19 protein-coding genes and 1 pseudogene are annotated in these 19,674 nt (G+C 69.6%); 16 read left to right on the top strand and 4 right to left on the bottom strand.

Annotated elements, in window-relative coordinates:
• Positions 1-84: 84 nt before the first annotated feature.
• Positions 85-2,037 (bottom strand): gamma-glutamyltransferase family protein, encoded by a 1,953-nt coding sequence (locus ON29_RS17290; RefSeq protein ID WP_040867491.1) that lies wholly within the window; start codon positions 2,035-2,037, stop codon positions 85-87.
• A gap of 151 nt (positions 2,038-2,188) precedes the next feature.
• Between ON29_RS17290 and ON29_RS17285 the strand changes: the two genes are divergently transcribed.
• The 10 genes from ON29_RS17285 (at position 2,189) to ON29_RS17240 (ending at position 12,110) form a co-directional block, all read left to right on the top strand.
• A complete protein-coding gene (locus tag ON29_RS17285; protein WP_040867490.1) occupies positions 2,189-2,878 on the top strand; it encodes an HAD family hydrolase in 690 nt (229 codons plus the stop codon).
• Positions 2,879-3,021: 143 nt separating this feature from the next.
• On the top strand, positions 3,022-3,450 hold the full coding sequence (locus ON29_RS17280; RefSeq protein ID WP_040867489.1) for a hypothetical protein: 429 nt from the start codon (positions 3,022-3,024) through the stop codon (positions 3,448-3,450).
• A gap of 54 nt (positions 3,451-3,504) precedes the next feature.
• Complete coding sequence (gene uvrC, locus ON29_RS17275; RefSeq protein WP_040867488.1) at positions 3,505-5,514, top strand: excinuclease ABC subunit UvrC; 2,010 nt, start codon at positions 3,505-3,507, stop codon at positions 5,512-5,514.
• A gap of 113 nt (positions 5,515-5,627) precedes the next feature.
• Entirely contained in the window at positions 5,628-6,608 is a 981-nt protein-coding gene (rapZ, locus tag ON29_RS17270; RefSeq protein ID WP_040867487.1) for an RNase adapter RapZ, read from the top strand.
• Positions 6,605-7,651, top strand: a complete 1,047-nt coding sequence (locus tag ON29_RS17265; protein ID WP_040867486.1) for a gluconeogenesis factor YvcK family protein — start codon at positions 6,605-6,607, stop codon at positions 7,649-7,651. Before rapZ ends, ON29_RS17265 begins: the two co-directional genes overlap by 4 nt.
• On the top strand, positions 7,642-8,625 hold the full coding sequence (whiA, locus tag ON29_RS17260) for a DNA-binding protein WhiA (RefSeq protein WP_040867485.1): 984 nt from the start codon (positions 7,642-7,644) through the stop codon (positions 8,623-8,625). The genes ON29_RS17265 and whiA overlap by 10 nt, the downstream gene beginning before the upstream one ends.
• A gap of 206 nt (positions 8,626-8,831) precedes the next feature.
• Positions 8,832-9,851 carry a type I glyceraldehyde-3-phosphate dehydrogenase gene (gene gap / locus ON29_RS17255; RefSeq protein ID WP_040867484.1) on the top strand — a complete coding sequence of 340 codons (1,020 nt, stop codon included), beginning with the start codon at positions 8,832-8,834 and terminating at the stop codon, positions 9,849-9,851.
• Positions 9,852-9,856: 5 nt separating this feature from the next.
• Positions 9,857-11,071 (top strand): phosphoglycerate kinase, encoded by a 1,215-nt coding sequence (locus tag ON29_RS17250; protein WP_040867483.1) that lies wholly within the window; start codon positions 9,857-9,859, stop codon positions 11,069-11,071.
• 2 nt (positions 11,072-11,073) lie between these two features.
• Entirely contained in the window at positions 11,074-11,859 is a 786-nt protein-coding gene (tpiA, locus tag ON29_RS17245) for a triose-phosphate isomerase (protein ID WP_040867482.1), read from the top strand.
• Between the two features lie 50 nt (positions 11,860-11,909).
• Positions 11,910-12,110 carry a hypothetical protein gene (locus ON29_RS17240; protein WP_040867481.1) on the top strand — a complete coding sequence of 67 codons (201 nt, stop codon included), beginning with the start codon at positions 11,910-11,912 and terminating at the stop codon, positions 12,108-12,110.
• Positions 12,111-12,116: 6 nt separating this feature from the next.
• Here ON29_RS17240 and ON29_RS17235 read toward each other — a convergent pair whose 3' ends face one another.
• The gene (locus ON29_RS17235; RefSeq protein ID WP_040867480.1) at positions 12,117-12,899 is read right to left on the bottom strand and encodes an META domain-containing protein; all 783 of its coding nucleotides are present in this window, start codon (positions 12,897-12,899) and stop codon (positions 12,117-12,119) included.
• Between the two features lie 288 nt (positions 12,900-13,187).
• Here ON29_RS17235 and ON29_RS17230 point away from each other — a divergent pair, with 288 nt between their 5' ends.
• The 4 genes and pseudogenes from ON29_RS17230 to ON29_RS17215 all read left to right on the top strand — a co-directional run.
• On the top strand, positions 13,188-14,132 hold the full coding sequence (locus ON29_RS17230) for a DMT family transporter (protein ID WP_051175314.1): 945 nt from the start codon (positions 13,188-13,190) through the stop codon (positions 14,130-14,132).
• Positions 14,133-14,142: 10 nt separating this feature from the next.
• Entirely contained in the window at positions 14,143-15,741 is a 1,599-nt protein-coding gene (locus tag ON29_RS17225) for an MFS transporter (RefSeq protein ID WP_040867479.1), read from the top strand.
• 71 nt (positions 15,742-15,812) lie between these two features.
• A complete protein-coding gene (secG, locus tag ON29_RS17220) occupies positions 15,813-16,046 on the top strand; it encodes a preprotein translocase subunit SecG (protein ID WP_039798855.1) in 234 nt (77 codons plus the stop codon).
• Between the two features lie 153 nt (positions 16,047-16,199).
• A pseudogene (locus ON29_RS17215) lies at positions 16,200-16,559 on the top strand (LysR family transcriptional regulator substrate-binding protein); the annotation flags it as partial.
• A 6-nt stretch (positions 16,560-16,565) separates the two neighbouring features.
• Here the strand turns inward: ON29_RS17215 and ON29_RS17210 are convergent.
• Positions 16,566-17,414 (bottom strand): SDR family NAD(P)-dependent oxidoreductase, encoded by an 849-nt coding sequence (locus ON29_RS17210; protein WP_040867478.1) that lies wholly within the window; start codon positions 17,412-17,414, stop codon positions 16,566-16,568.
• Between the two features lie 54 nt (positions 17,415-17,468).
• Here ON29_RS17210 and ON29_RS17205 point away from each other — a divergent pair, with 54 nt between their 5' ends.
• Together ON29_RS17205 and ON29_RS17200 are read left to right on the top strand one after the other, a co-directional pair.
• Positions 17,469-18,458, top strand: coding sequence for an alpha/beta hydrolase (locus ON29_RS17205; protein WP_040867477.1), 990 nt, complete (start codon positions 17,469-17,471; stop codon positions 18,456-18,458).
• A 61-nt stretch (positions 18,459-18,519) separates the two neighbouring features.
• Positions 18,520-19,122 (top strand): DUF7691 family protein, encoded by a 603-nt coding sequence (locus ON29_RS17200; RefSeq protein ID WP_040867476.1) that lies wholly within the window; start codon positions 18,520-18,522, stop codon positions 19,120-19,122.
• A 26-nt stretch (positions 19,123-19,148) separates the two neighbouring features.
• Here ON29_RS17200 and ON29_RS17195 read toward each other — a convergent pair whose 3' ends face one another.
• A complete protein-coding gene (locus tag ON29_RS17195; RefSeq protein WP_040867475.1) occupies positions 19,149-19,628 on the bottom strand; it encodes an SRPBCC family protein in 480 nt (159 codons plus the stop codon).
• Positions 19,629-19,674: the final 46 nt, after the last annotated feature.

Below are 19,674 nucleotides of genomic sequence, written 5' to 3'. Positions count from 1 at the left end.
TTCCGGCGGCCATGTCGATCCTCGTGAGCCGTGAGCCGCCCGGGCTCGCTGGGACTCTCCCAGCGAGCCCGGGACCGGGTCGATTCAGTGGGTGTCGCCTAGGACCGCGCCTTCGCGGCGCGGGTCCGCACCGCCGATCCAGCCGTCCGCGCCGTTGCGTTTGAGGGCGCTCAGGCCGCTGGACTGCGGTGCGACCGAGACCTGATGGCCCAGCTCCCGCAGCCGCACCACGAGCGGGTCGTGGTCGCCGTTGTCGGTGGCGTTGATCGCCGGATGCTCACCGCCGATACCGGTGGACGGGCCGTTCCCGGCGCCGAACGCGACCGCGGAGACCGCCTGCTGCGGATCCAGGCCCCAGTCGAACATGTTGACCAGCGTCTTCACCACGAATTGGATGATCACCGAGCCGCCTGGCGAGCCCGCGACATGGGTCAGCTCGCCGCGCGAGCCGTCGGGGGCCTTGCCGAAGATCAGCGTCGGGCTCATCGAGCTGCGCGGGCGCTTGCCCGGCTGCACCCGGTTGGCCATCGGCACGCCGTCGGCGCCCAGCGGATCGGCGTTGAAGTCGGTGAGCTGATTGTTCAGCACGAAGCCGTCGACCAGATGGAACGAACCGAACGCCGACTCCACGGTGGTGGTCATCGCCGCGGCGTTGCCGTACTTGTCGACCACCGAGATGTGGCTGGTGCCGTGCTCGGGCGGTTGCGGGCCCACACCGAGCGGCACGGGGCCGAAGTCACCCGGCTGCGCGGTGCCCATGCTGCGGTTCGGGTCGATGAGCCCGGCGCGCTGCCGCAAATAGTCGCGATTCAGCAGGGTTTGCGCCGAATTGCCGGGCAGCGGTACGAAATCCGTGTCGGCCACGTACTTGTTGCGATCGGCGTAGGCGAGGCGTTCGGCCTCGGAGATGAGGTGCACGGCCTGCGGGTTCGGCTTGCCGCCGTTGTGGTCGATGTTGTCCGGCCGCATGGTGGCCAGGTCGAAGTTCTCCAGGATGCCCAGTGTCGCGGCGACGGCGATGCCGCCCGACGAGGGACTGGGCATGCCGCAGATCTCGTGCTCGCGATAGCCCGTGCACAGCGCGGTGCGTTTCTTCGCCTGGTAACCGGCCAAGTCCTCAGTCGTGATCAGGCCGGGGGTGCGCCCGCCGGAGGATCGGCCCGCGGCCGCGGCGATGTCCCGGGCGATGGCGCCCGTATAGAAGGCCTGCGCGCCCTCGGTGGCGACGGCGCCGAGCGTCTTCGCCATGGCGGGGTTGGTGAGGACGGTGCCCGCGGTCTTCGGGCTGCCGCCCGGCTCGAGGAAATACGCCTTGGCGTCCTCGTCCGCGGCGAGGTCCTTCGCCGATTCCGCGATCTGCCCCGCGAGGCGGGGACTGATCGGGAAACCCTGATCGGCCAGTCCGATGGCCGGGTCGAACAGCTCGCGCCACGCGGTCTTGCCGTGGTCGCGGTGCGCCAGCTCGAGCATCCGCAGCACACCGGGGACGCCGATGGATCGGCCACTGGCGCGCGCGTTCGGTTTGGGCTCGGTGCGGTCGGTGTCGTTGATCCAGCGCAGATAGTTCTCGGTGGCCGCCGCGGGGGCCACCTCGCGGCCGTCGTAGGCGTCCACGGTCTTGGTGTTCGCGTCGTAGTAGAGCAGGAACGCGCCGCCGCCGATACCGGAGGCCTGCGGTTCGACCAAGCCGAGCACCGTCTGTGCCGCGATCAGGGCGTCCGCCGCGGTGCCGCCGTCGCGGAGGACCTCGCAGGCGGCTTTGGTCGACACCGGATTCGCCGTCGACACCGCGAAGGTATGCGTGCGCACCGGCGTCATGTTCGTGCGATAGCCGCTCGCTATTTCCGGGTTGGTGCTGAGATCCTTGGTGCCACCGCCCGCAGGTCCCGCCGCGGTGGCCGTCACCGGCGTGCCGTTCGGAACCGTCTCGCACACCCCGCCGGCCTGGCTTTCGCCGGACGAACACGCGGTGGCCATTCCGACGGTGAGTGCGAACGCCGCCGCGGCGGCGACCCAACTTCCTCGCTTGTGCCCCATGCCCGGACTCTAACCCCAGGCACCGGCAGCCGCGCCGGTTTCCTTCCCACGGACGAAATCGCCGTGGCCGCAGCGTGTGTCGAGGTCGGGCCGGTGCGGACCGTCCCGCGCGACCCGGCGGCGCGATGCGAGCGGTCGGTAGGCTGGCCGGGTGGCGATCGAGGCGGTGCTGTTCGACTTCTCCGGGACCTTGTTCCGCCTGGAGGCCGACGAATCCTGGTACGCGGATCTGACCCGGCCGGACGGACAGGCGTTCGACGTGGACGAGAAGGCCGAGATCATGCGGCGGATGACGGCGCCGGTCGACCACATCGCCGAATTCGACGAAGAGACGCAATACGCGTGGGACCACCGTGACCTGGACCCGGCACTGCATCGCAAGGTGATGATGAAGGTGCTGCGCACGTCGGGTGTACCCACCGACGAGGACGCCGAACGGCTGTACGCCCGGTTGCTCGACCCGTTGGAGTGGACGCCGTACCCGGACAGCGAGGCCGTCCTCGATCTGTTGGCCGCACAAGGCGTTCCGGTCGCGGTGGTGAGCAACATCCCGTTCGACATCCGTCCATCGTTCGCGGCGCGCGGCTGGGATCGGCTGGTCGCCGCGTTCACCCTCTCCTTCGAGGTCGGCGCCATGAAGCCCGACCCGGAGATCTTCCGTGCCGCGCTGCGCGATCTGGGCGTGCCCGCCGAGGCGGCGCTGATGATCGGTGACAGCGCCGAGGCCGACGGCGGCGCCGAGGCGCTGGGCAGCCTATTCGCTCTGGTGGAGGCCCTGCCCACCGGGGAGCGCCCGGACGCGCTGCTGGCCGCGCTGCGGCGGCACGGTCTCGTGGACTGACCGACCCGCGCGGTCGGGCCGCGCCGCGACCGTCTGGTGCATTTGCCGAACTCCGAGTTGCGCGGGATGTCACCGTGTTACGGTGCGATTCCGGCGTAGTCGCAGGATGTGCCGGAAGGTTCGGTACCAACGGAGGTACGGCTGTGAGCTTGGCGTTCTCCGGTGAGGAGCCGTCCGCCGGCGTGGAAACCGCCATGCCGGAGGCGGTTCGGGACGTGCGGGAAGCCGTCGCCGGGATGGCGGGATTCGGACTCGCCTATCCCGTCCTGATGAATCTGACCCGCGGTGGCGACGCGGCCGCCACGGCGTCCACCCAGTTCTGTGTGGCGTGGGCACTGGGTCTGCTCGTGCTCGGATTCGCGGAGGGCGCGCCCGCCGTGCGCAAGCTGACGATCGGGCTGGCATTCCTGCAGGCGGTCGTCGGATGCTGGGCGATCAGGGACTCGGCGACCGTCCCGCCCGTCGTCGCCATCGTGGCGGCGGCGTATTCGCTCGCCACCTCGGCCGCCGTCGTGTACCTGCTGTGCCGCCCGGAAGCCAAGACGTGGTTCGGGGTCCCGGGGTCCGCATAGTCACGCGTGGCCGCCGTCGGCCGGGCTGTCGGTCGCGGTCGATACGCTGGATGGGTGGCAGATCCAGCGACGTACCGGCCCGCGCCGGGCACGATTCCCGTCGAACCAGGTGTCTACAAATTCCGGGACGCCCATCGGCAGGTCATCTACGTCGGCAAGGCAAAGAGCCTGCGCAGCAGACTGAACTCGTATTTCGCCGACGTCGCGGGCCTGCATCCGCGCACGAGGCAGATGGTCACCACGGCCGCGAGCGTCGAATGGACGGTCGTCTCCACCGAGGTGGAGGCGTTGCAGCTGGAATACAACTGGATCAAGGAATTCGATCCCCGCTTCAACGTCCGCTACCGCGACGACAAGTCCTACCCGGTGCTCGCGGTCACCTTGAACGAGGAGTACCCGCGGCTGTTCGTCTACCGCGGCGCGCGCCGCAAAGGGGTGCGCTACTTCGGCCCGTTCGCGCACGCCTGGGCCATCCGCGAGACGCTCGATCTGCTGCTGCGGGTGTTTCCCGCGCGTACCTGCTCCAACGGCGTCTTCCGGCGGCACCACCAGATCGGGCGTCCCTGCCTGCTCGGCTATATCGACAAGTGCTCGGCGCCGTGCGTCGGCCGGGTGAGCGCCGAGGAGCACCGCGCCATCGTCGAGGACTTCTGCGACTTCCTCGCAGGCCGCACCGATCGGTTGGTCCGCGAACTGGAGCGCCGCATGCACGACGCCGCGGACGACCTGGATTTCGAGGCCGCCGCCCGGCTGCGCGACGACGTGCAAGCGCTGCGCCGGGCGCTGGAGAAGCAGGCGGTGGTGCTCGGCACGGGCACCGACGCCGACGTCATCGCCTTCGCCGCCGACGAACTGGAGGTGGCGGTGCAGGTCTTCCATGTGCGGGACGGCCGGGTGCGCGGCCAGCGCGGGTGGGTGGTCGACAAGTCGGGTGACGCGGTCGATGTCCCGGAGGAGGGCGGTGAGCTCGCCGCGCTGGTCGAGCAGTTCCTCACCCAGTTCTACGGCGAGCAGGTCACGGTGGCCGAGCAGTCCGCCGACGAGTTGCTCGCCACCGTGGTGCCGCGCGAAGTGCTCGTGCCCGAACTACCCGCCGATATCGAGCAGGTCCAGCAGTGGCTGTCCGGCCTGCGCGGCTCGGCGGTGAAGGTACGGGTGCCCCAGCGCGGGGACAAGAAGGCGCTCGCCGAGACCGTGCAGCGCAACGCGATGGAGGCGCTGGCCCAGCACAAGCTCAAGCGGGCGGGTGACCTGACCTCGAGATCGCAAGCGCTGCAAGAGATCCAGGACGCCTTGGAACTCGACAGCGCGCCGCTGCGCATCGAGTGCGTCGACGTCAGTCACGTGCAGGGGACCGACGTGGTCGCCTCGCTGGTGGTCTTCGAGGACGGCCTGGCCCGCAAGTCCGATTACCGCCACTACACGATCCGGGAAGCAGCGGGCGACGGCCGTTCCGATGATGTCGGCAGCATCGCCGAGGTGACCCGTCGCCGGTTCCTCAAGCTGCGCCGTGAGCGCGACACGATGGAGCAGGACGATCTCGCCGCGACCGGAAGCGACGACGACGCGCTCGACTTGACCTCCCTTCCGGGTATCGATCCCCGCACCGGGCGCCCGCGCAAGTTCTCCTATCCGCCCAACCTGTTCGTCGTCGACGGCGGCGCGCCCCAGGTCGCCGCGGCCGCCGAGGTGCTCGACGAGCTGGGCATCACCGATGTCGCGGTGATCGGCCTGGCCAAACGGCTCGAGGAGGTGTGGGTGCCCGGCGAAAGCGACCCGGTGATCCTGCCGCGCAACAGCGAGGCGCTCTATCTGCTGCAACGGGTGCGCGACGAGGCGCACCGCTTCGCCATCACCTTCCATCGCAGCAAACGCTCACGCCGGATGACCGCCTCGGCCCTGGACTCGGTGCCGGGGCTCGGCACGGCGCGCCGGACCGCGCTGGTCACCCATTTCGGATCGGTCGCCAAGCTGAAGCAGGCCACGGTCGAGGAGATCATCGAGGTGCCCGGAATCGGGATGGCGACCGCGAAAGCGGTCCTTGCGGCGCTCGAGTCCGAATAGACAGTCGACAGTGCACCGGAAATTTCGGTATCGCGTACGTTGTGTGTCTGCGGCCGATACCGAAACCGGTGCGCGATGATCGGAAGGCACCCCAGACACGGATCCGGTAGGACATGACACGCGTCGAATCGAACAGCAGTGCGGGCAGTCCGCCGACGAGTGCGGGACGAGTGGCTTCGTCCGGCGCCGTCGGCGGAGCGAATCCGCAGGTCGAGGTCGTGATCGTGACCGGGCTCTCGGGCGCGGGCCGCGGCACGGCCGCCCGCGTGCTCGAGGACCTCGGCTGGTACGTGGCCGACAACCTGCCGCCCGAGCTGTTCGGGCGGATGGTGGAGCTGGGCGCGTCCGCGAAGCCGCCGATCCGCCGTCTCGCGCTGGTCATGGACGTGCGCAGCCGGTTCTTCACCGGCGATCTCTCGGTGGTCACCGAGCAGCTGCGGATCCTCGGCGTGCGCACCAGGGTCCTGTTCCTCGAGGCCTCCGACGACGTGCTGATCCGCCGCTTCGGCTTCGCCCGGCGCAGACATCCGCTGCAGAGCGAGAGCAAGGACGGCACGTTGTCGGCGGGTATCGCCGCCGAGCGGGTGCGGCTGTCCGCCGTGAAGGCGGCCGCCGACCTGGTGATCGACACCACCGAGCTGTCCATCCATCAGTTGCACCGCAAGATGGAGGAGGCCTACGGCGGCGGCGCGCCCAGCGCGTTGCAACTCACCGTGCAGTCGTTCGGCTTCAAGTACGGGGTTCCGCTGGACGCCGACATGGTGTTGGATGTGCGTTTTCTACCCAATCCGCATTGGATACCGGAGTTGCGGGAACACACCGGTCAGGAGACGGTGGTCAGCGAGTACGTGTTGTCGCGTCCCGGCGCGGACGATTATCTGCGTACCTGCCACCACCTGGTCGAGCTGACCACGAACGGTTACCGCCAAGAGGGGAAGCGATACATGACGGTCGCAGTGGGCTGCACCGGAGGCAAGCACCGGAGCGTCGCGATTGCCGAGGCACTGGGCGAGTTGATGAGTGAGGTCACCGGTGGGCCGGAGGAGTCCGCCGACGTGGTCCGGGTCGTCCATCGAGACCTGGGGCGCGAATGACCGGTTGGGAATCCAATCCCAGCATCGTCGCGCTGGGTGGTGGACATGGGCTGTACGCGACACTGACCGCGGTGCGGCGGCTGACCAGGAAGATCTGCGCGGTGGTCACCGTCGCCGACGACGGCGGCTCCTCGGGCCGGCTACGCGCCGAGCTGGGGGTGCTGCCGCCGGGGGATCTCCGGATGGCGCTGGCGGCCCTGGCCGCGGACGCCGACGGCGTCTGGACGCAGACGGTCCAGCATCGTTTCGGTGGTACCGGCGCGCTGGCCGGGCACTCCGTGGGCAATCTGATCCTGGCCGGGCTCACCGAGGTGCTCGGCGATCCGGTCGCCGCGCTCGATGAAGTCGCCCGCATGTTGCGCATCACCGGACAAGTGCTCCCCATGTCGCCGATCGCGCTGGACATCGAGGCGGATGTGTCTGGGCTGGAGGCGGATCCACGGGTGAGCCGTTGCATTCGCGGCCAAGTTGCCATCGCGACCACGCCGGGTAAGGTGCGGCGGGTGCGGCTGATTCCGTCCGACCCACCGGCCAGTCCGGAGGCGACCTCGGCGATCGAACACGCGGATGTCGTGGTGCTCGGGCCGGGATCGTGGTTCACCAGCGTGATTCCGCACGTCCTCGTTCCGGAGCTACGGGAAGCCCTGGTGTACACCAGGGCCCGGAAAGTCCTCGTGCTCAATCTCGCCGCGGAGCCGGGGGAGACCGCCGGATTCTCCGCGGAGCGGCATTTGCATGTATTGTCCCAGCACGCACCGGAATTCGTCGTCGATGAGGTGCTGGTCGACTCCGGCTCGGTGCCGGAGGGTCGTGAACGGGAACATGTGGCCAGGGCTGCCGAACAGTTGCGGGCACGGGTAACGTTCTCCGATGTCGCCGAAGCGGGAACGGACCGGCATCACCCCGGAAAGCTTGCCGCCGCACTGGATCAACTGATCCGGCAACCTCGGCCGCAAATGGCAGGGCTTCGAGTCGAGGGACGGCACATGGGCCAGGATGTGCGTTCCGGGTTGGGTGGAAAGGAGCGCGTCCCGTGGCGATGACAGCCGATGTGAAAGACGAGCTGAGCAGGCTCACGGTGTCGCAGGTGAGTTCCCGCAAGGCGGAACTGTCCGCTCTGCTGCGTTTCGCGGGCGGCCTGCACATCGTCGGCGGCCGGGTGATCGTCGAGGCCGAGGTGGACATGGGTTCCATCGCGCGCAGGCTGCGCCGGGAGATCTTCGAACTCTACGGTTACGGCTCCGACGTGCACGTGCTCGGCGCGGGCGGACTGCGCAAAACCTCCCGGTACGTGGTGCGCGTCTCCAAGGAGGGCGAGGCGCTGGCTCGGCAGACCGGTCTGCTCGACGTGCGGGGCCGTCCGGTGCGCGGCCTGCCCGCGCAGGTGGTCGGCGGCAGCATCGCCGATGCCGAAGCCGCTTGGCGCGGCGCGTTTCTCGCGCACGGTTCGCTCACCGAACCCGGACGCTCCTCGGCGCTCGAGGTCAGCTGCCCCGGACCCGAGGCGGCGCTGGCGCTGGTCGGCGCGGCCCGGCGGCTCGGCATCACGGCCAAGGCCCGCGAGGTGCGCGGCACCGACCGCGTGGTGGTGCGCGACGGTGAGGCGATCGGCGCGCTGCTGACCAGGATGGGCGCGCACGGCACCCGGATGGTCTGGGAGGAACGCAGGCTGCGCCGCGAAGTGCGCGCGACCGCGAATCGCCTGGCCAATTTCGACGACGCCAATCTGCGCCGCTCGGCGCGCGCCGCGGTCGCCGCGGCGGCGCGGGTGGAACGCGCGCTGGAGATCCTCAGCGACGACGTGCCCGACCATCTCGCCGCCGCGGGCCGGCTGCGCGTGCAGCACCGGCAGGCGTCACTGGAGGAACTCGGCCAGCTCGCCGAGCCGCCGATGACGAAAGACGCTGTCGCGGGCCGCATCCGGCGGCTGCTGTCGATGGCCGACCGGCGCGCCAAGGAACTGGGCGTTCCGGACACCGAATCGGCCGTCACGGCCGAACTGCTCGACGAAGCCTGAGCCCGCGCTCCGGACGTTCGCCGCGATCCCCGCGACTGGGCCAGTCGCGGGGATCGCGGCGTTTCGACTGCGGAAACCGTGTTGGTCGGGCGTCTGACCAGGCATCCCGTCCTCGCGAATGCCAGGTGCGTGTCGGCGAGGTCGCCGCAGGACGTTAGTGTGAGTGGGCATCGGAATGATCCGCTGGAAAGTTGAGGAGCGATAACGTGACTGTCCGGGTAGGCATCAACGGCTTCGGTCGTATCGGACGTAACTTCTTCCGGGCGGTGGAGGCGCAGAAGGCGCTCGGCACCACCGACATCGAGATCGTCGCGGTCAACGACCTCACCGACAACGCGACCCTGGCGACCCTGCTCAAGTACGACTCGATCCTGGGCCGTCTGCCCCAGGACGTCTCGCTCGACGGCGACGACACCATCGTGGTGGGCGACCAGCGGATCAAGGCGCTGGCGATCAAGGAAGGCCCTGCCGCGCTGCCCTGGGGTGACCTGGGTGTCGACGTGGTCGTCGAGTCCACCGGCATCTTCACCGATGCCACCAAGGCCAAGGGCCACCTCGCCGCGGGCGCCAAGAAGGTCATCATCTCCGCCCCGGCCAAGGGCGAGGACATCACCATCGTCATGGGCGTCAACGACGACAAGTACGACGGCAGCCAGAACATCATCTCCAACGCGTCCTGCACCACCAACTGCCTGGGCCCGCTGGCCAAGGTGCTCAACGACGAGTTCGGCATCGAGCACGGCCTGATGACCACCATCCATGCCTACACCCAGGACCAGAACCTGCAGGACGGCCCGCACAGCGACCTGCGTCGCGCCCGCGCCGCCGCGCTGAACATCGTGCCCACCGGCACCGGCGCCGCGAAGGCCATCGGCCTGGTGCTGCCCGAGCTGCAGGGCAAGCTGGACGGCTACGCGCTGCGCGTGCCGGTCCCGACGGGCTCGGTCACCGACCTGACCGCGACGCTGCGCAAGTCGGCCTCGATCGAGGAGATCAACGCCGCCTACAAGGCCGCCGCGGAAGGCCCGCTGAAGGGCATCCTGAAGTACAACACCGACCCGATCGTCTCCAGCGACATCGTCACCGACCCGGCCTCGTCGATCTACGACGCGCCGCTGACCAAGGTGATCGACAACCAGGTCAAGGTCGTGTCCTGGTACGACAACGAGTGGGGCTACTCGAACCGTCTCGCCGATCTCATCGGCCTCGTCGGCAAGTCGCTCTGACGCGCATGACTGTCAAGACACTCGCGGATCTGCTCGGCGAGGGCGTCGAGGGCCGGGGCGTGCTGGTGCGCTCCGACCTGAACGTCCCCCTCGACGACCAAGGACAGATCACCGATCCCGGCCGCATCATCGCCTCGGCGCCGACCATCAAGGCACTCGCCGAGGCAGGTGCCAAGGTCGTCGTCACCGCGCACCTCGGCCGCCCGAAGGGTGAACCGGACCCGAAGCTCTCGCTGGCGCCGGTGGCCGCCCGCCTCGCCGAGGAACTGGGCCGCAATGTCCAGCTCGCCGGTGACGTGGTGGGCCAGGACGCGCTCGCGCGGTCGGAGGGCCTCACCGACGGCGACGTGCTGCTGCTGGAGAACATCCGGTTCGACGCGCGCGAGACCAGCAAGGACGACGCCGACCGGGCCAAGCTGGCGGCAGCGCTGGTCGAGCTGGTCGGCGACGACGGCGCGTTCGTCTCCGACGGTTTCGGCGTGGTGCACCGCAAGCAGGCGTCGGTGTACGACGTCGCCGAGCTGCTGCCGCACTACGCGGGCACGCTGGTCGCGGCCGAGGTCGAGGTGCTGGCCAAGCTGACCGAGAACCCGGACCGGCCGTACGCGGTGGTGCTCGGCGGTTCCAAGGTCTCCGACAAGCTGGCGGTCATCGAGGCGCTCGCGCCGAAGGTCGACACCCTGGTGATCGGCGGCGGCATGTGCTTCACCTTCCTTGCCGCACAGGGCCTTTCGGTGGGCGACTCGCTGCTGCAGGAGGAGATGGTGGACACCTGCAAGCAGCTGCTCGAGCAGTACGCCGACGTCATCCACCTGCCGCGCGACATCGTGGTGGCCGACAAGTTCGCCGCCGACGCGGAGTCGAAGGTGGTACCGGCGCATGAGATTCCGGACGGCTGGCTGGGTCTGGACGTGGGCCCGGACTCGGTGCACCGCTTCGCGGTCCTGCTGACCGAGGCGCGGACCGTCTTCTGGAACGGGCCGATGGGCGTGTTCGAGTTCGAGAAGTTCGCCGCGGGCACCCGTGGGGTCGCCGAGGCGATCGTGACCGCCACCGGCAAGGGCGCGTTCACCGTGGTCGGCGGCGGCGATTCGGCCGCGGCCGTGCGGGCGCTCGGCCTGCCGGAGGACGGCTTCTCGCACATCTCCACCGGTGGCGGCGCGTCGCTGGAATACCTGGAGGGCAAAGAGCTCCCCGGCATCGCGGTGTTGGAGGACTGAGCATGGCACGCAAACCGCTCATCGCGGGCAACTGGAAGATGAACCTCAATCACCTCGAGGCCATCGCCCTGGTGCAGAAGATCGCGTTCGCGCTGCCGGAGAAGTACTTCGACAAGGTGGACGTCGCGGTGCTCCCGCCGTTCGTCGACCTGCGCAGCGTGCAGACGCTGGTCGAAGGCGACAAACTCCTGCTCACCTACGGAGGCCAGGACGTCTCGATGCACGAGGCGGGCGCCTACACCGGTGAGATCAGCGCGAGCATGCTCGCCAAGCTGGGCTGCACCTTCGTCGTGGTCGGGCACTCCGAGCGGCGGCAGTACCACAACGAGGACGACGCCACCGTGCTGGCCAAGGCCAAGCAGGCGTTGAAGCACGGGATCACCCCGATCGTGTGCATCGGCGAAGGCTTGAACGTCCGCGAGGCGGGAACGCACGTCGAGTACAACCTCGAGCAACTGCGCGGATCGTTGAAAGGCTTGTCGGCGGAGGAGATCTCGAAGATCGTCATCGCCTACGAGCCGGTGTGGGCGATCGGCACCGGCAAGGTCGCCACCCCCGCCGACGCGCAAGAGGTCTGCGGCGCGATTCGCGGGGAGCTGGAGAAACTCGCCTCGCCGGAAGTCGCGGCACAGGTGCGCGTGCTCTACGGCGGATCGGTGAACGCCAAGAACGTCGGAGAACTGGTCGCCCAGAGCGACATCGACGGTGCATTGGTGGGCGGCGCTTCGCTCAAGGGTGACGAATTCGCCACCCTCTCCGCGATCGCCGCGGGCGGCCCCCTGCCCTGACCCGGGTCCGACGCGCGACAGCCCGGTATCGCTTCCCGCGATACCGGGCTGTGCCGTATACGCCGAGAGCGCTCACGGAGGAAGCCGAGGACATCCACGGCAGCGGCGCGTACTACCGGCTCGGACTCCTCGGATTGGGACCGATCGACCATCGCTACGAATGGACGACCTTCGACAGCGTCACGCCGATGACCATGAGCTACAAGGGCGCCGAGGGGAGCGGCGGTGACCCGGCATCGTCGGTGAAGTAGCAGGCGTCACTGCGCGTGCAGGACCAGACCCGCGCCGTTGTCGTTGCGCAGGGTCAGCGTGTCGGCGTCCACCGTGGCGGTCGCCGTGCCGTCCAGGGTTCTCAACACGGCCTGCTCGACCTCCATCACCTCCGGCGAGCACAGCATCTTCGTGGTGGCGATCCGGAAGGTGATCCGGGCGCCGGACACCTGGGCGCTGCCGGTCATGCGATTGCACCCGGCGCCGCCGGAGACGCTGTCGTCCGCGGCGATGGTGAGCGTCGGCTGCGCCTCGTCGAGGGCACGCGAGCGGATCTGGCTGTTGTCGGTGATGAGCGCGGTGACCAGCCAAGGCGTGCCCACGATCGGTTTGTCCGGCTGGGCGACCTTCTTGTCGATCAAGCTCACCGTGCGGTCGGGGCTGTGCAGGGTGAGCCGCGAGTCGTCCAGCCGCCAGGTGGGCTGCGAGTTCAGCAGGCCGCTGAGCCACTCGTCGGCGCCGCGCCGATCGTCCTCGCAGGCCATCAGGGTGGTGGCCAGACCGGAGACGTGCAGCACCTGATCGTCCAGGGAGGCCGCGCCGGTGAACTTGTTGCATCCCGCGTCGGCCGCTACCCGGCCCTCGGTGAAGCTGATGGTCAGCGGCCCGCCGCCGGGAATCGGGGTGCCTTCGACGCCGGTGGAGAGAAATGTGCGGCCCACCGGCGTCGGCTCGTCGGCGCCGCGGTCGGGCTCACCGCTCGAACACGCCGCCACCGTGCAGAGGGCGAGCAAGACGAGCGGTCCTGGTCGCGCGAAGAGTGCCGCCATGCGGCGATGTTACCGACGACCGGCCGCGCCACCGAGGTCGCGTCGGTCGTCACGGCCTGCCGGTGAACTCGCCCGCCGCCGGAATCAATACTCATGGGATGACTCACTCGGCCCCGTATTAGTATCTGTGCCGTGCACCGGTGCTTCCCGATCACTCCGCCGCCCGCTTCCTGAGCGAGGTGTAGGCATCCAGCGCGCCGCCGAACGGGTGGGCGCGCTTCTTTCGGCAGCACTGTGCACCTCGCTTCCGCGACCCCAATCCCTCTTGTCGCAGGAGCGCGATCTCTCATGTCCTCCACTGTGTCCACTGCCGCGCGTCCCGGGCTGGTCTACCTCGTCGGCGCCGGCCTCCTGTGGGGCACCGGCGGTCTGCTCGGCACGTTGGTGCACCGGGCCACCGGCTTGTCACCCGTCTCGGTGGCCACCTGCCGGCTCGCCGTCGGCGGGCTGCTCCTGGTGGTTCTGCTCGCGGGCACGCGGCGGCCGTGGCCGCGAGACCCGCTGGCCTGGCGCCGGATCGGCGCGGTCGCCGTGCTCGCGGCGGCCTTCCAGGCGGCCTACTTCGGCGCGGTCGCCGCCTCCTCGGTCAGCCTCGCGACGTTGATCACGATCGGTATGTCGCCGGTGGTCGTCGCCGGGTTGGAGCATGTCACCGGACGACACGCGGTGGACCGTCGCCGCGCGGCGACGATCGGCATCGCGGTGTGCGGACTGGCCTTGCTGGTCGGTGTGCCGAGCGGTACCGGCGGTGCGCACGGGGTGCTGGTGGGCGCGGCGTTCGCGGCGGTGGCCGCCGCGGCGTTCGCGACGGTCACCGTCCTCAACGCCGTGCCGGTGCCCGGGCTCGACGCGATGACCACGACCGGCCTCGGGTTCACCGGAGGCGCGTTGCTGCTGGCGCCACTCGCGGCCACGAGCGGGCTGGTGTTCGACCCGAAGCCCGGCAGCATCGCGCTGGTCCTGGTGCTGGGGCTCGCGCCAACCGCGGTCGCCTACACGCTGTACTTCCGCGGCCTCTCGGACGCCGGTCCTGGGATCGCCGCGGTACTGGCCCTGCTGGAACCGCTCACGGGAGCGGCGCTTGCGGCGGTGATCCTCGGCGAACGCCTGACGGTGGCGGGCCTGGCGGGAGCCGCGCTGCTGATCGTGGCGTTGCTGCTGGCCGCGACAGCGGCGCGTCCGGCGGTCCGGGGGCCGGACGCGGCGTCGGGGCGGGGGCGCCGCCGCGACTAAGCTTCGGCGAGTGACGACAGCCGCGACGACCCCGATTTCCACTTGGGCGCCGCTGCGATCACCGGTGTACCGCGCGCTGTGGGTGGCGCAGCTGGTGTCGAATCTAGGCACCTGGATGCAGACCGTCGGCGCGCAGTGGATCATGGTCGACCAGCCCAACGCCGCGGTGCTGGTGTCGTTCGTGCAGACCGCCATCACGCTGCCGGTGATGCTGCTGGCCATCCCGTCCGGGGTGATCGCCGACCTCGTGGACCGGCGCAGGCTGCTGCTCGGCGCCCAGTCCGCGATGGCGGCGCTGGCCGCGCTGCTCGCCGTGTCGACGGCGACGGGTCACACCACCCCCGGGGTGCTGCTCACCTTGTTGTTCCTGCTCGGTTGCGGGCAGGCGCTGACCGCCCCGGCCTGGCAGGCGATCCAGCCCGAACTGGTCTCGCGCGAGCAGATCCCGGCGGCCTCCGCGCTGGGCAGCATGAACATCAACATCGGCAGGGCGGTCGGTCCCGCGCTGGCCGGCGCGCTGGTCTCGTTGTCCGGGCCGACGCTGGTGTTCGCGCTGAACGCGGTGTCGTTCGTCGGGATCGTCGCCGTCCTGACGGTCTGGCGCAGGCCTGCGATCGACCGGCGCCTGCCCACCGAGCGCCCGCTGGCGGCGTTGCAGGCGGGCACCCGCTTCATCCGCGCGGCGCCCGCGATCCGCCGGGTGCTGCTGCGGTCGATCCTGTTCATCGCACCCGCGAGCGCGGTCTGGGCGCTGCTGCCGGTGATCGCGCGCGACCGCCTCGCGCTGTCGTCGTCCGGGTACGGTCTGATGCTCGGGGCGCTCGGCGTCGGCGCGGTGCTCGGCGCGGCGATGCTGTCCCGGTTGCGGGCATGGCTCACCCCGACGCAGCGGCTCACCATCGCCGCGATCCTGTTCGGGTCGGCGACGGCGGGCACCGCGCTGCTGCGCGTGGTGCCGGTGGTATTGGTGCTGCTGGTCTTCGCGGGACTGGCGTGGCTGCTGGCGATGTCCACGATGAACTCGACCATGCAGCTACTGCTGCCCGCCTGGGTGCGTGCGCGCGGGTTGTCGGTGTATCTGCTGGTGTTCATGGGTGGCCAGGCGATCGGCTCGCTGGTCTGGGGCCTGGTCGCCGGCGCGATCGGCTCGGTGCCCGCGCTGCTGTGGGCCACGGCGCTGCTCGCGTTCTGCGCGGTGAGCACGGTGTGGCTGCCCATCCGGAACGATCCCGAGGTGCTCGACCTGACGCCCTCGGCGTTCTGGCCGGAGCCGCAACTGGCGGTGGAACCCGATCCCGACGACGGTCCGGTGCTGATTCTGCGCAGCTACGACGTGCCGCCGGAAGAGGTCGAGGAATTCCTCGCCGCCATGGCCTTCGTCGGCCGGTCGCGGCAGCGCACCGGCGCGATGGAATGGCGCCTGTATCGCGACGTCGGGGTGATCGACCGTTATGTCGAGGCGTTCGTCGTGCGGTCCTGGGCCGAGCACATGCACCAGCACCAGGTCCGGCTCACCGCGCAGGATCAGCTGCGGGAAGAGGCCGTCGCGAAGTTCGGCGCCGTCGAGGGGGAGCAGGTCACCCACCTCGTGGCGGTCGACCGGCGCTAGGGCGGTGCCCTGCGCGCGGCTGCCGAGTGCCTGATTCGGTGCGGTCGCCCCGACCGCATACACTGTCCGGCATGCGGATGTTCCTGGATATCCTCCTGATCATCACCAGCGTGCTGCTGGTGCTGCTGGTGCTGCTGCACCGCGCCAAGGGTGGAGGTCTGTCCAGCTTGTTCGGCGGCGGCGTGCAGTCCAGCCTGTCCGGGTCCACTGTTGTGGAGAAGAACCTCGACCGCGTCACCATCTTCACCGGCGTCATCTGGTTGATCGCCATTCTCGGCATCGGCCTCGAGATCAAGTTCGCCTGATCCCGGCGGTCACCACGCCTGCCGTGAGCGTCGCCGCGCCGAGCACGACCGCGGCGATGGCGAACGCGGCGGGATAGGACGTCCCGAGGACCGGGGCCACCGCCACCGGCCCGAGGATCTGTCCCGCCCCGTACCCCGCGGACGACGGAACGGCGGGTGCTCGCGGTGGCCACCCATTCGCCGCTGGCGAGCGCGCCCCGCCTGTCCTGGTCCGATCTGGCCGGTCGGCCGCTGGTGGTCAACACCGTGTCCGGCACCACCGATGCGGCGTCCTGGCAGCCGGTCGACCCGGACCGCGCCGTCATCACCTGCACGAACTTCGACGAATGGATCGAATTGGTCGCGGCCGACCGCGGTATCGGTGTCGTACCCGATCTCGCGCGCACCAGGGCGCCGCATCCCGGCGTCGTCTATCTGGACATCCCCGACGCACCGCCCTCGCACGTGTACGTGGCGTGGCGGGCCAGACCGGTCCCGTCGCGCTCGGTGCAGCGCTTCCTCGGCGCGCTGTGAACGGAGTCAGTCGACGCGCGGGATGCGCCCGTCGATATCGGTGAACCCGTAGTACTCGGCGAGATCGGCTACCGGCCAGGGCAACCCGGTGCGGGAGCGACGCCCCGCGTCGGTGGCGAGCGCGACGACGGCGCGGCCGGTGAAGCGCGGCGTCTGCGCGTCGCCGAGGTCGAAGGTGCCCTCACCGGGCAGCGTGACCAGCCTGCGGCCATCGGCGCCTGCCGGAACCAGTTGCAGCAGTTCGGTGTCGACGATGCCCGGCCAGAGCGAGACCACGGTGACCTCGGTGCCCGCGAGGTTGTGCGCCATGTCGGCGGTGAGCCGGTCCAGGGCGGATTTCGCGACGCCGTACACCGCGTTGTGCATGTACCTGCGCGCCCCCGGCGAGGAGATGTTGGCGATCAGCCCGCCCGATGCGATCAACAGCGGCGCGGCGAAATAGCTTGCCACGTAATGCGACCGGACGCCCACGTCGACCGACTCGTCCCACGCTGCGGGCGGCACCTCCCAGAACGGCTTGCCCAGCCATCGGGCCGCGGCGGGGGAGTTGTAGACGTTGTTGACCAGCACGTCCAGCCTGCCGTGCTCGGTGCGGATCAGCTCGAACAGCCGCTCCACCGCGTCGTCGTCGCGGTGGTCGCACACGAACGGGATGCCGACCCCGCCCGCGGCATCGATTTCCGCGGCCGTGGCGTGTACGGTGCCGGGTAGTCGTCCCTGCGCCGCCGAGCGTCCGGTGACGAACACCGTGGCACCCGCCGCACCGAGTTCCAGCGCGATCCCTTTGCCGATGCCGCGGCTGGCGCCGGTGACCACCGCGATCTTGCCTTCGAGCCTCTCGGGTATTCCGCTCACGAAACCGGAACATTACCGTGAAACGATAACGTGTTCTAGGTTTTGGAGGCCCGAGTGGAGCTGACGCATCGGTTCGTGACGACCGGCGGGGTCCGTATGCACGTCGCCGAGCAGGGAACCGGGCAGCCGGTGGTCTTCTGCCACGGCTTTCCGCACACCTGGTACATCTGGCACCGCCAGCTTCCCGCGGTCGCCGCCGCCGGGTATCGAGCTCTCGCGCCGGACCTGCGCGGCTACGGTCGCACCGACGTCCCGGCCGACCCCGAGGCGTACACCAATCGCGCGGTCTGCGGCGATCTGCTCGCTCTGCTCGACGACATCGGCGCGCAGCAGGCGGTATTCGTCGGCTTGGACTTCGGCGCGGCACTGGTGTGGGAACTGGCATTGCGCGCCCCGGAGCGGGTGCGCGGCGTGATCGTCTTGAACAATCCGTTCGCGCCACGTCCGCCGCGTGCTCCCTCGCAGCTGTGGGCGAAGGCCGCGGCGCGGCACTTCCTGCACCTGCACTACTTCCAGACTCCGGGCGTGGCGGATGCGGAACTCGGTGCGCGTCCCCGGGAGTTCCTGGCCCGCGTCTACTACGCGCTCAGCGCCGACTACCATTACCTGGACACCTGGCGCTTCCCGGCCGAGGGCACCGGCTATCTCGATGTGCTGCCGGAGGCGCCCGCGCTGCCGTGGAGCTGGCTCGGCGCGGACGAGCTGGACGTGCTCGCCCGAGATTTCGAACGCACCGGCTTCACCGGCGGATTGAACTGGTATCGCAGCCTGGATCGCAACTGGGAACTCACCGCCGAGTACGCGGACGCGAAAGTCGCTGTGCCCGCCTATTTCCTGTACGGCGACCGCGATCCCGACATGGAAGGCTTCAGTGGCCGCGACCCGCTGGCCACGCTGCGTGAGCACGTCGCCGACCTGCGGGCGGTCACCGAGATCAGCGATGCGGGCCACCTCGTGCAGCTGGAGCGGACCGAGCCGGTGAACGCGTTGCTCACCGCTCATCTCGCCCACTTGGCCGCGCATCCGGCCCGGCTTCCGGCCTGAGGTGAAACGCCTTCGGGCTCAGCGATGTTCGTTGTCGGTGGGCACCGCTAATGTTCGGTGAATGAGTTATAGCCTGAGCATCTACGTCGTCGAACTGGACAGGGTCAAGGGCGCCATCGGGTCTCGGGACGACAAGCTCCGGCGGATGATCGGCGGCCGGTTCAAAGCCCAGCTGACCCACGACGACGACTGGTTCGCCGACGAGATCGCGGCCGGCGCGCCCACCCGTTACGAGGCGGTGCGCGCCGTCGTGGACGGCGGTCCGTTCGACCCGGCCTACGGTTTCCAGTACGGCTACGCCTATCAGACGATCTGCCAGTTCTACGGTCGCTTCGTGGACAACCGCTACTTCTCGGCGTTCCGGGGTCGCTGGCTCGACCACATCGACGACGGCCTGGCCACACTCGGCATCAAAGCGGTGAGCGTCCGCGCGTTCATGTACCACTCGCTGCCGCCGTCGCTGCCGCAGCCGGATGAATTGCCCGGCTACGGCGAATGGACGCCCGAGCAGTGCGCCGAAGCGCTCGTGCAGTGGGAGTCGACCACGCCGCCGCAGCGTGAGGAGGTCGACCACGAGGTCCTCGCCGCGATCGAGTCCTGCGTCGAGTGGATCCGGGAGGCGCAGGCGCGTCCCGGCTGGGGCATCGCCGGGTTCTTCTACTGAACCTGCCCGGCGGGCGGCTCGATGGCCTAGCGGTATTCCTCCGCCAGCTTCGGGTAGTCCGACCACCGGGGCAACGGTTGGAAATCGAGGTAGGCGGTGAGGCGGTCGAGCAGGTACTGCCAGCGCGGGCCGATCGCCCCCGCGTCGGCGGGGACCACGTGGCGGCGGGTCAGTTCCACGGTGGTGACCACGCCGACTTGGGTCATCCGGACTTCGAGCAGGCAGCCGTCGATGTGCACGACCAATTCGTGCGGCGCCTGGCAGTGGTCGACCCGCACCGCGACCGGGCCGGGGACCGGACCGTCGAACAACTCGATGGTGAGGTTGCCGTTGCCGCCGGAGACGGCCCCGAGCCAGCGGGCGAGCTGGCCGCGCTCGGTGGCCGCCGACCACACGTCCAGTACGGGCTTGTGGAACGACCGCAGGTAGTGCAGGAGCACCAGATCGCCGTCGGTCGTGTGCTCGTGCTCCGGCCGCACCTCGCCGAGCATGGACATCGTGGTCATCGCGAGTCCTTTCCACTGCTGGTCACCGTCACCTCACTGTATTTCC

Origin of the sequence: Nocardia exalbida NBRC 100660 (assembly GCF_000308575.1) — a bacterium.
GTDB lineage: Bacteria > Actinomycetota > Actinomycetes > Mycobacteriales > Mycobacteriaceae > Nocardia > Nocardia exalbida.
The sequence above is the reverse complement of the archived record's forward strand: the minus strand, read 5'-3'. Positions and strand labels throughout refer to the sequence as shown.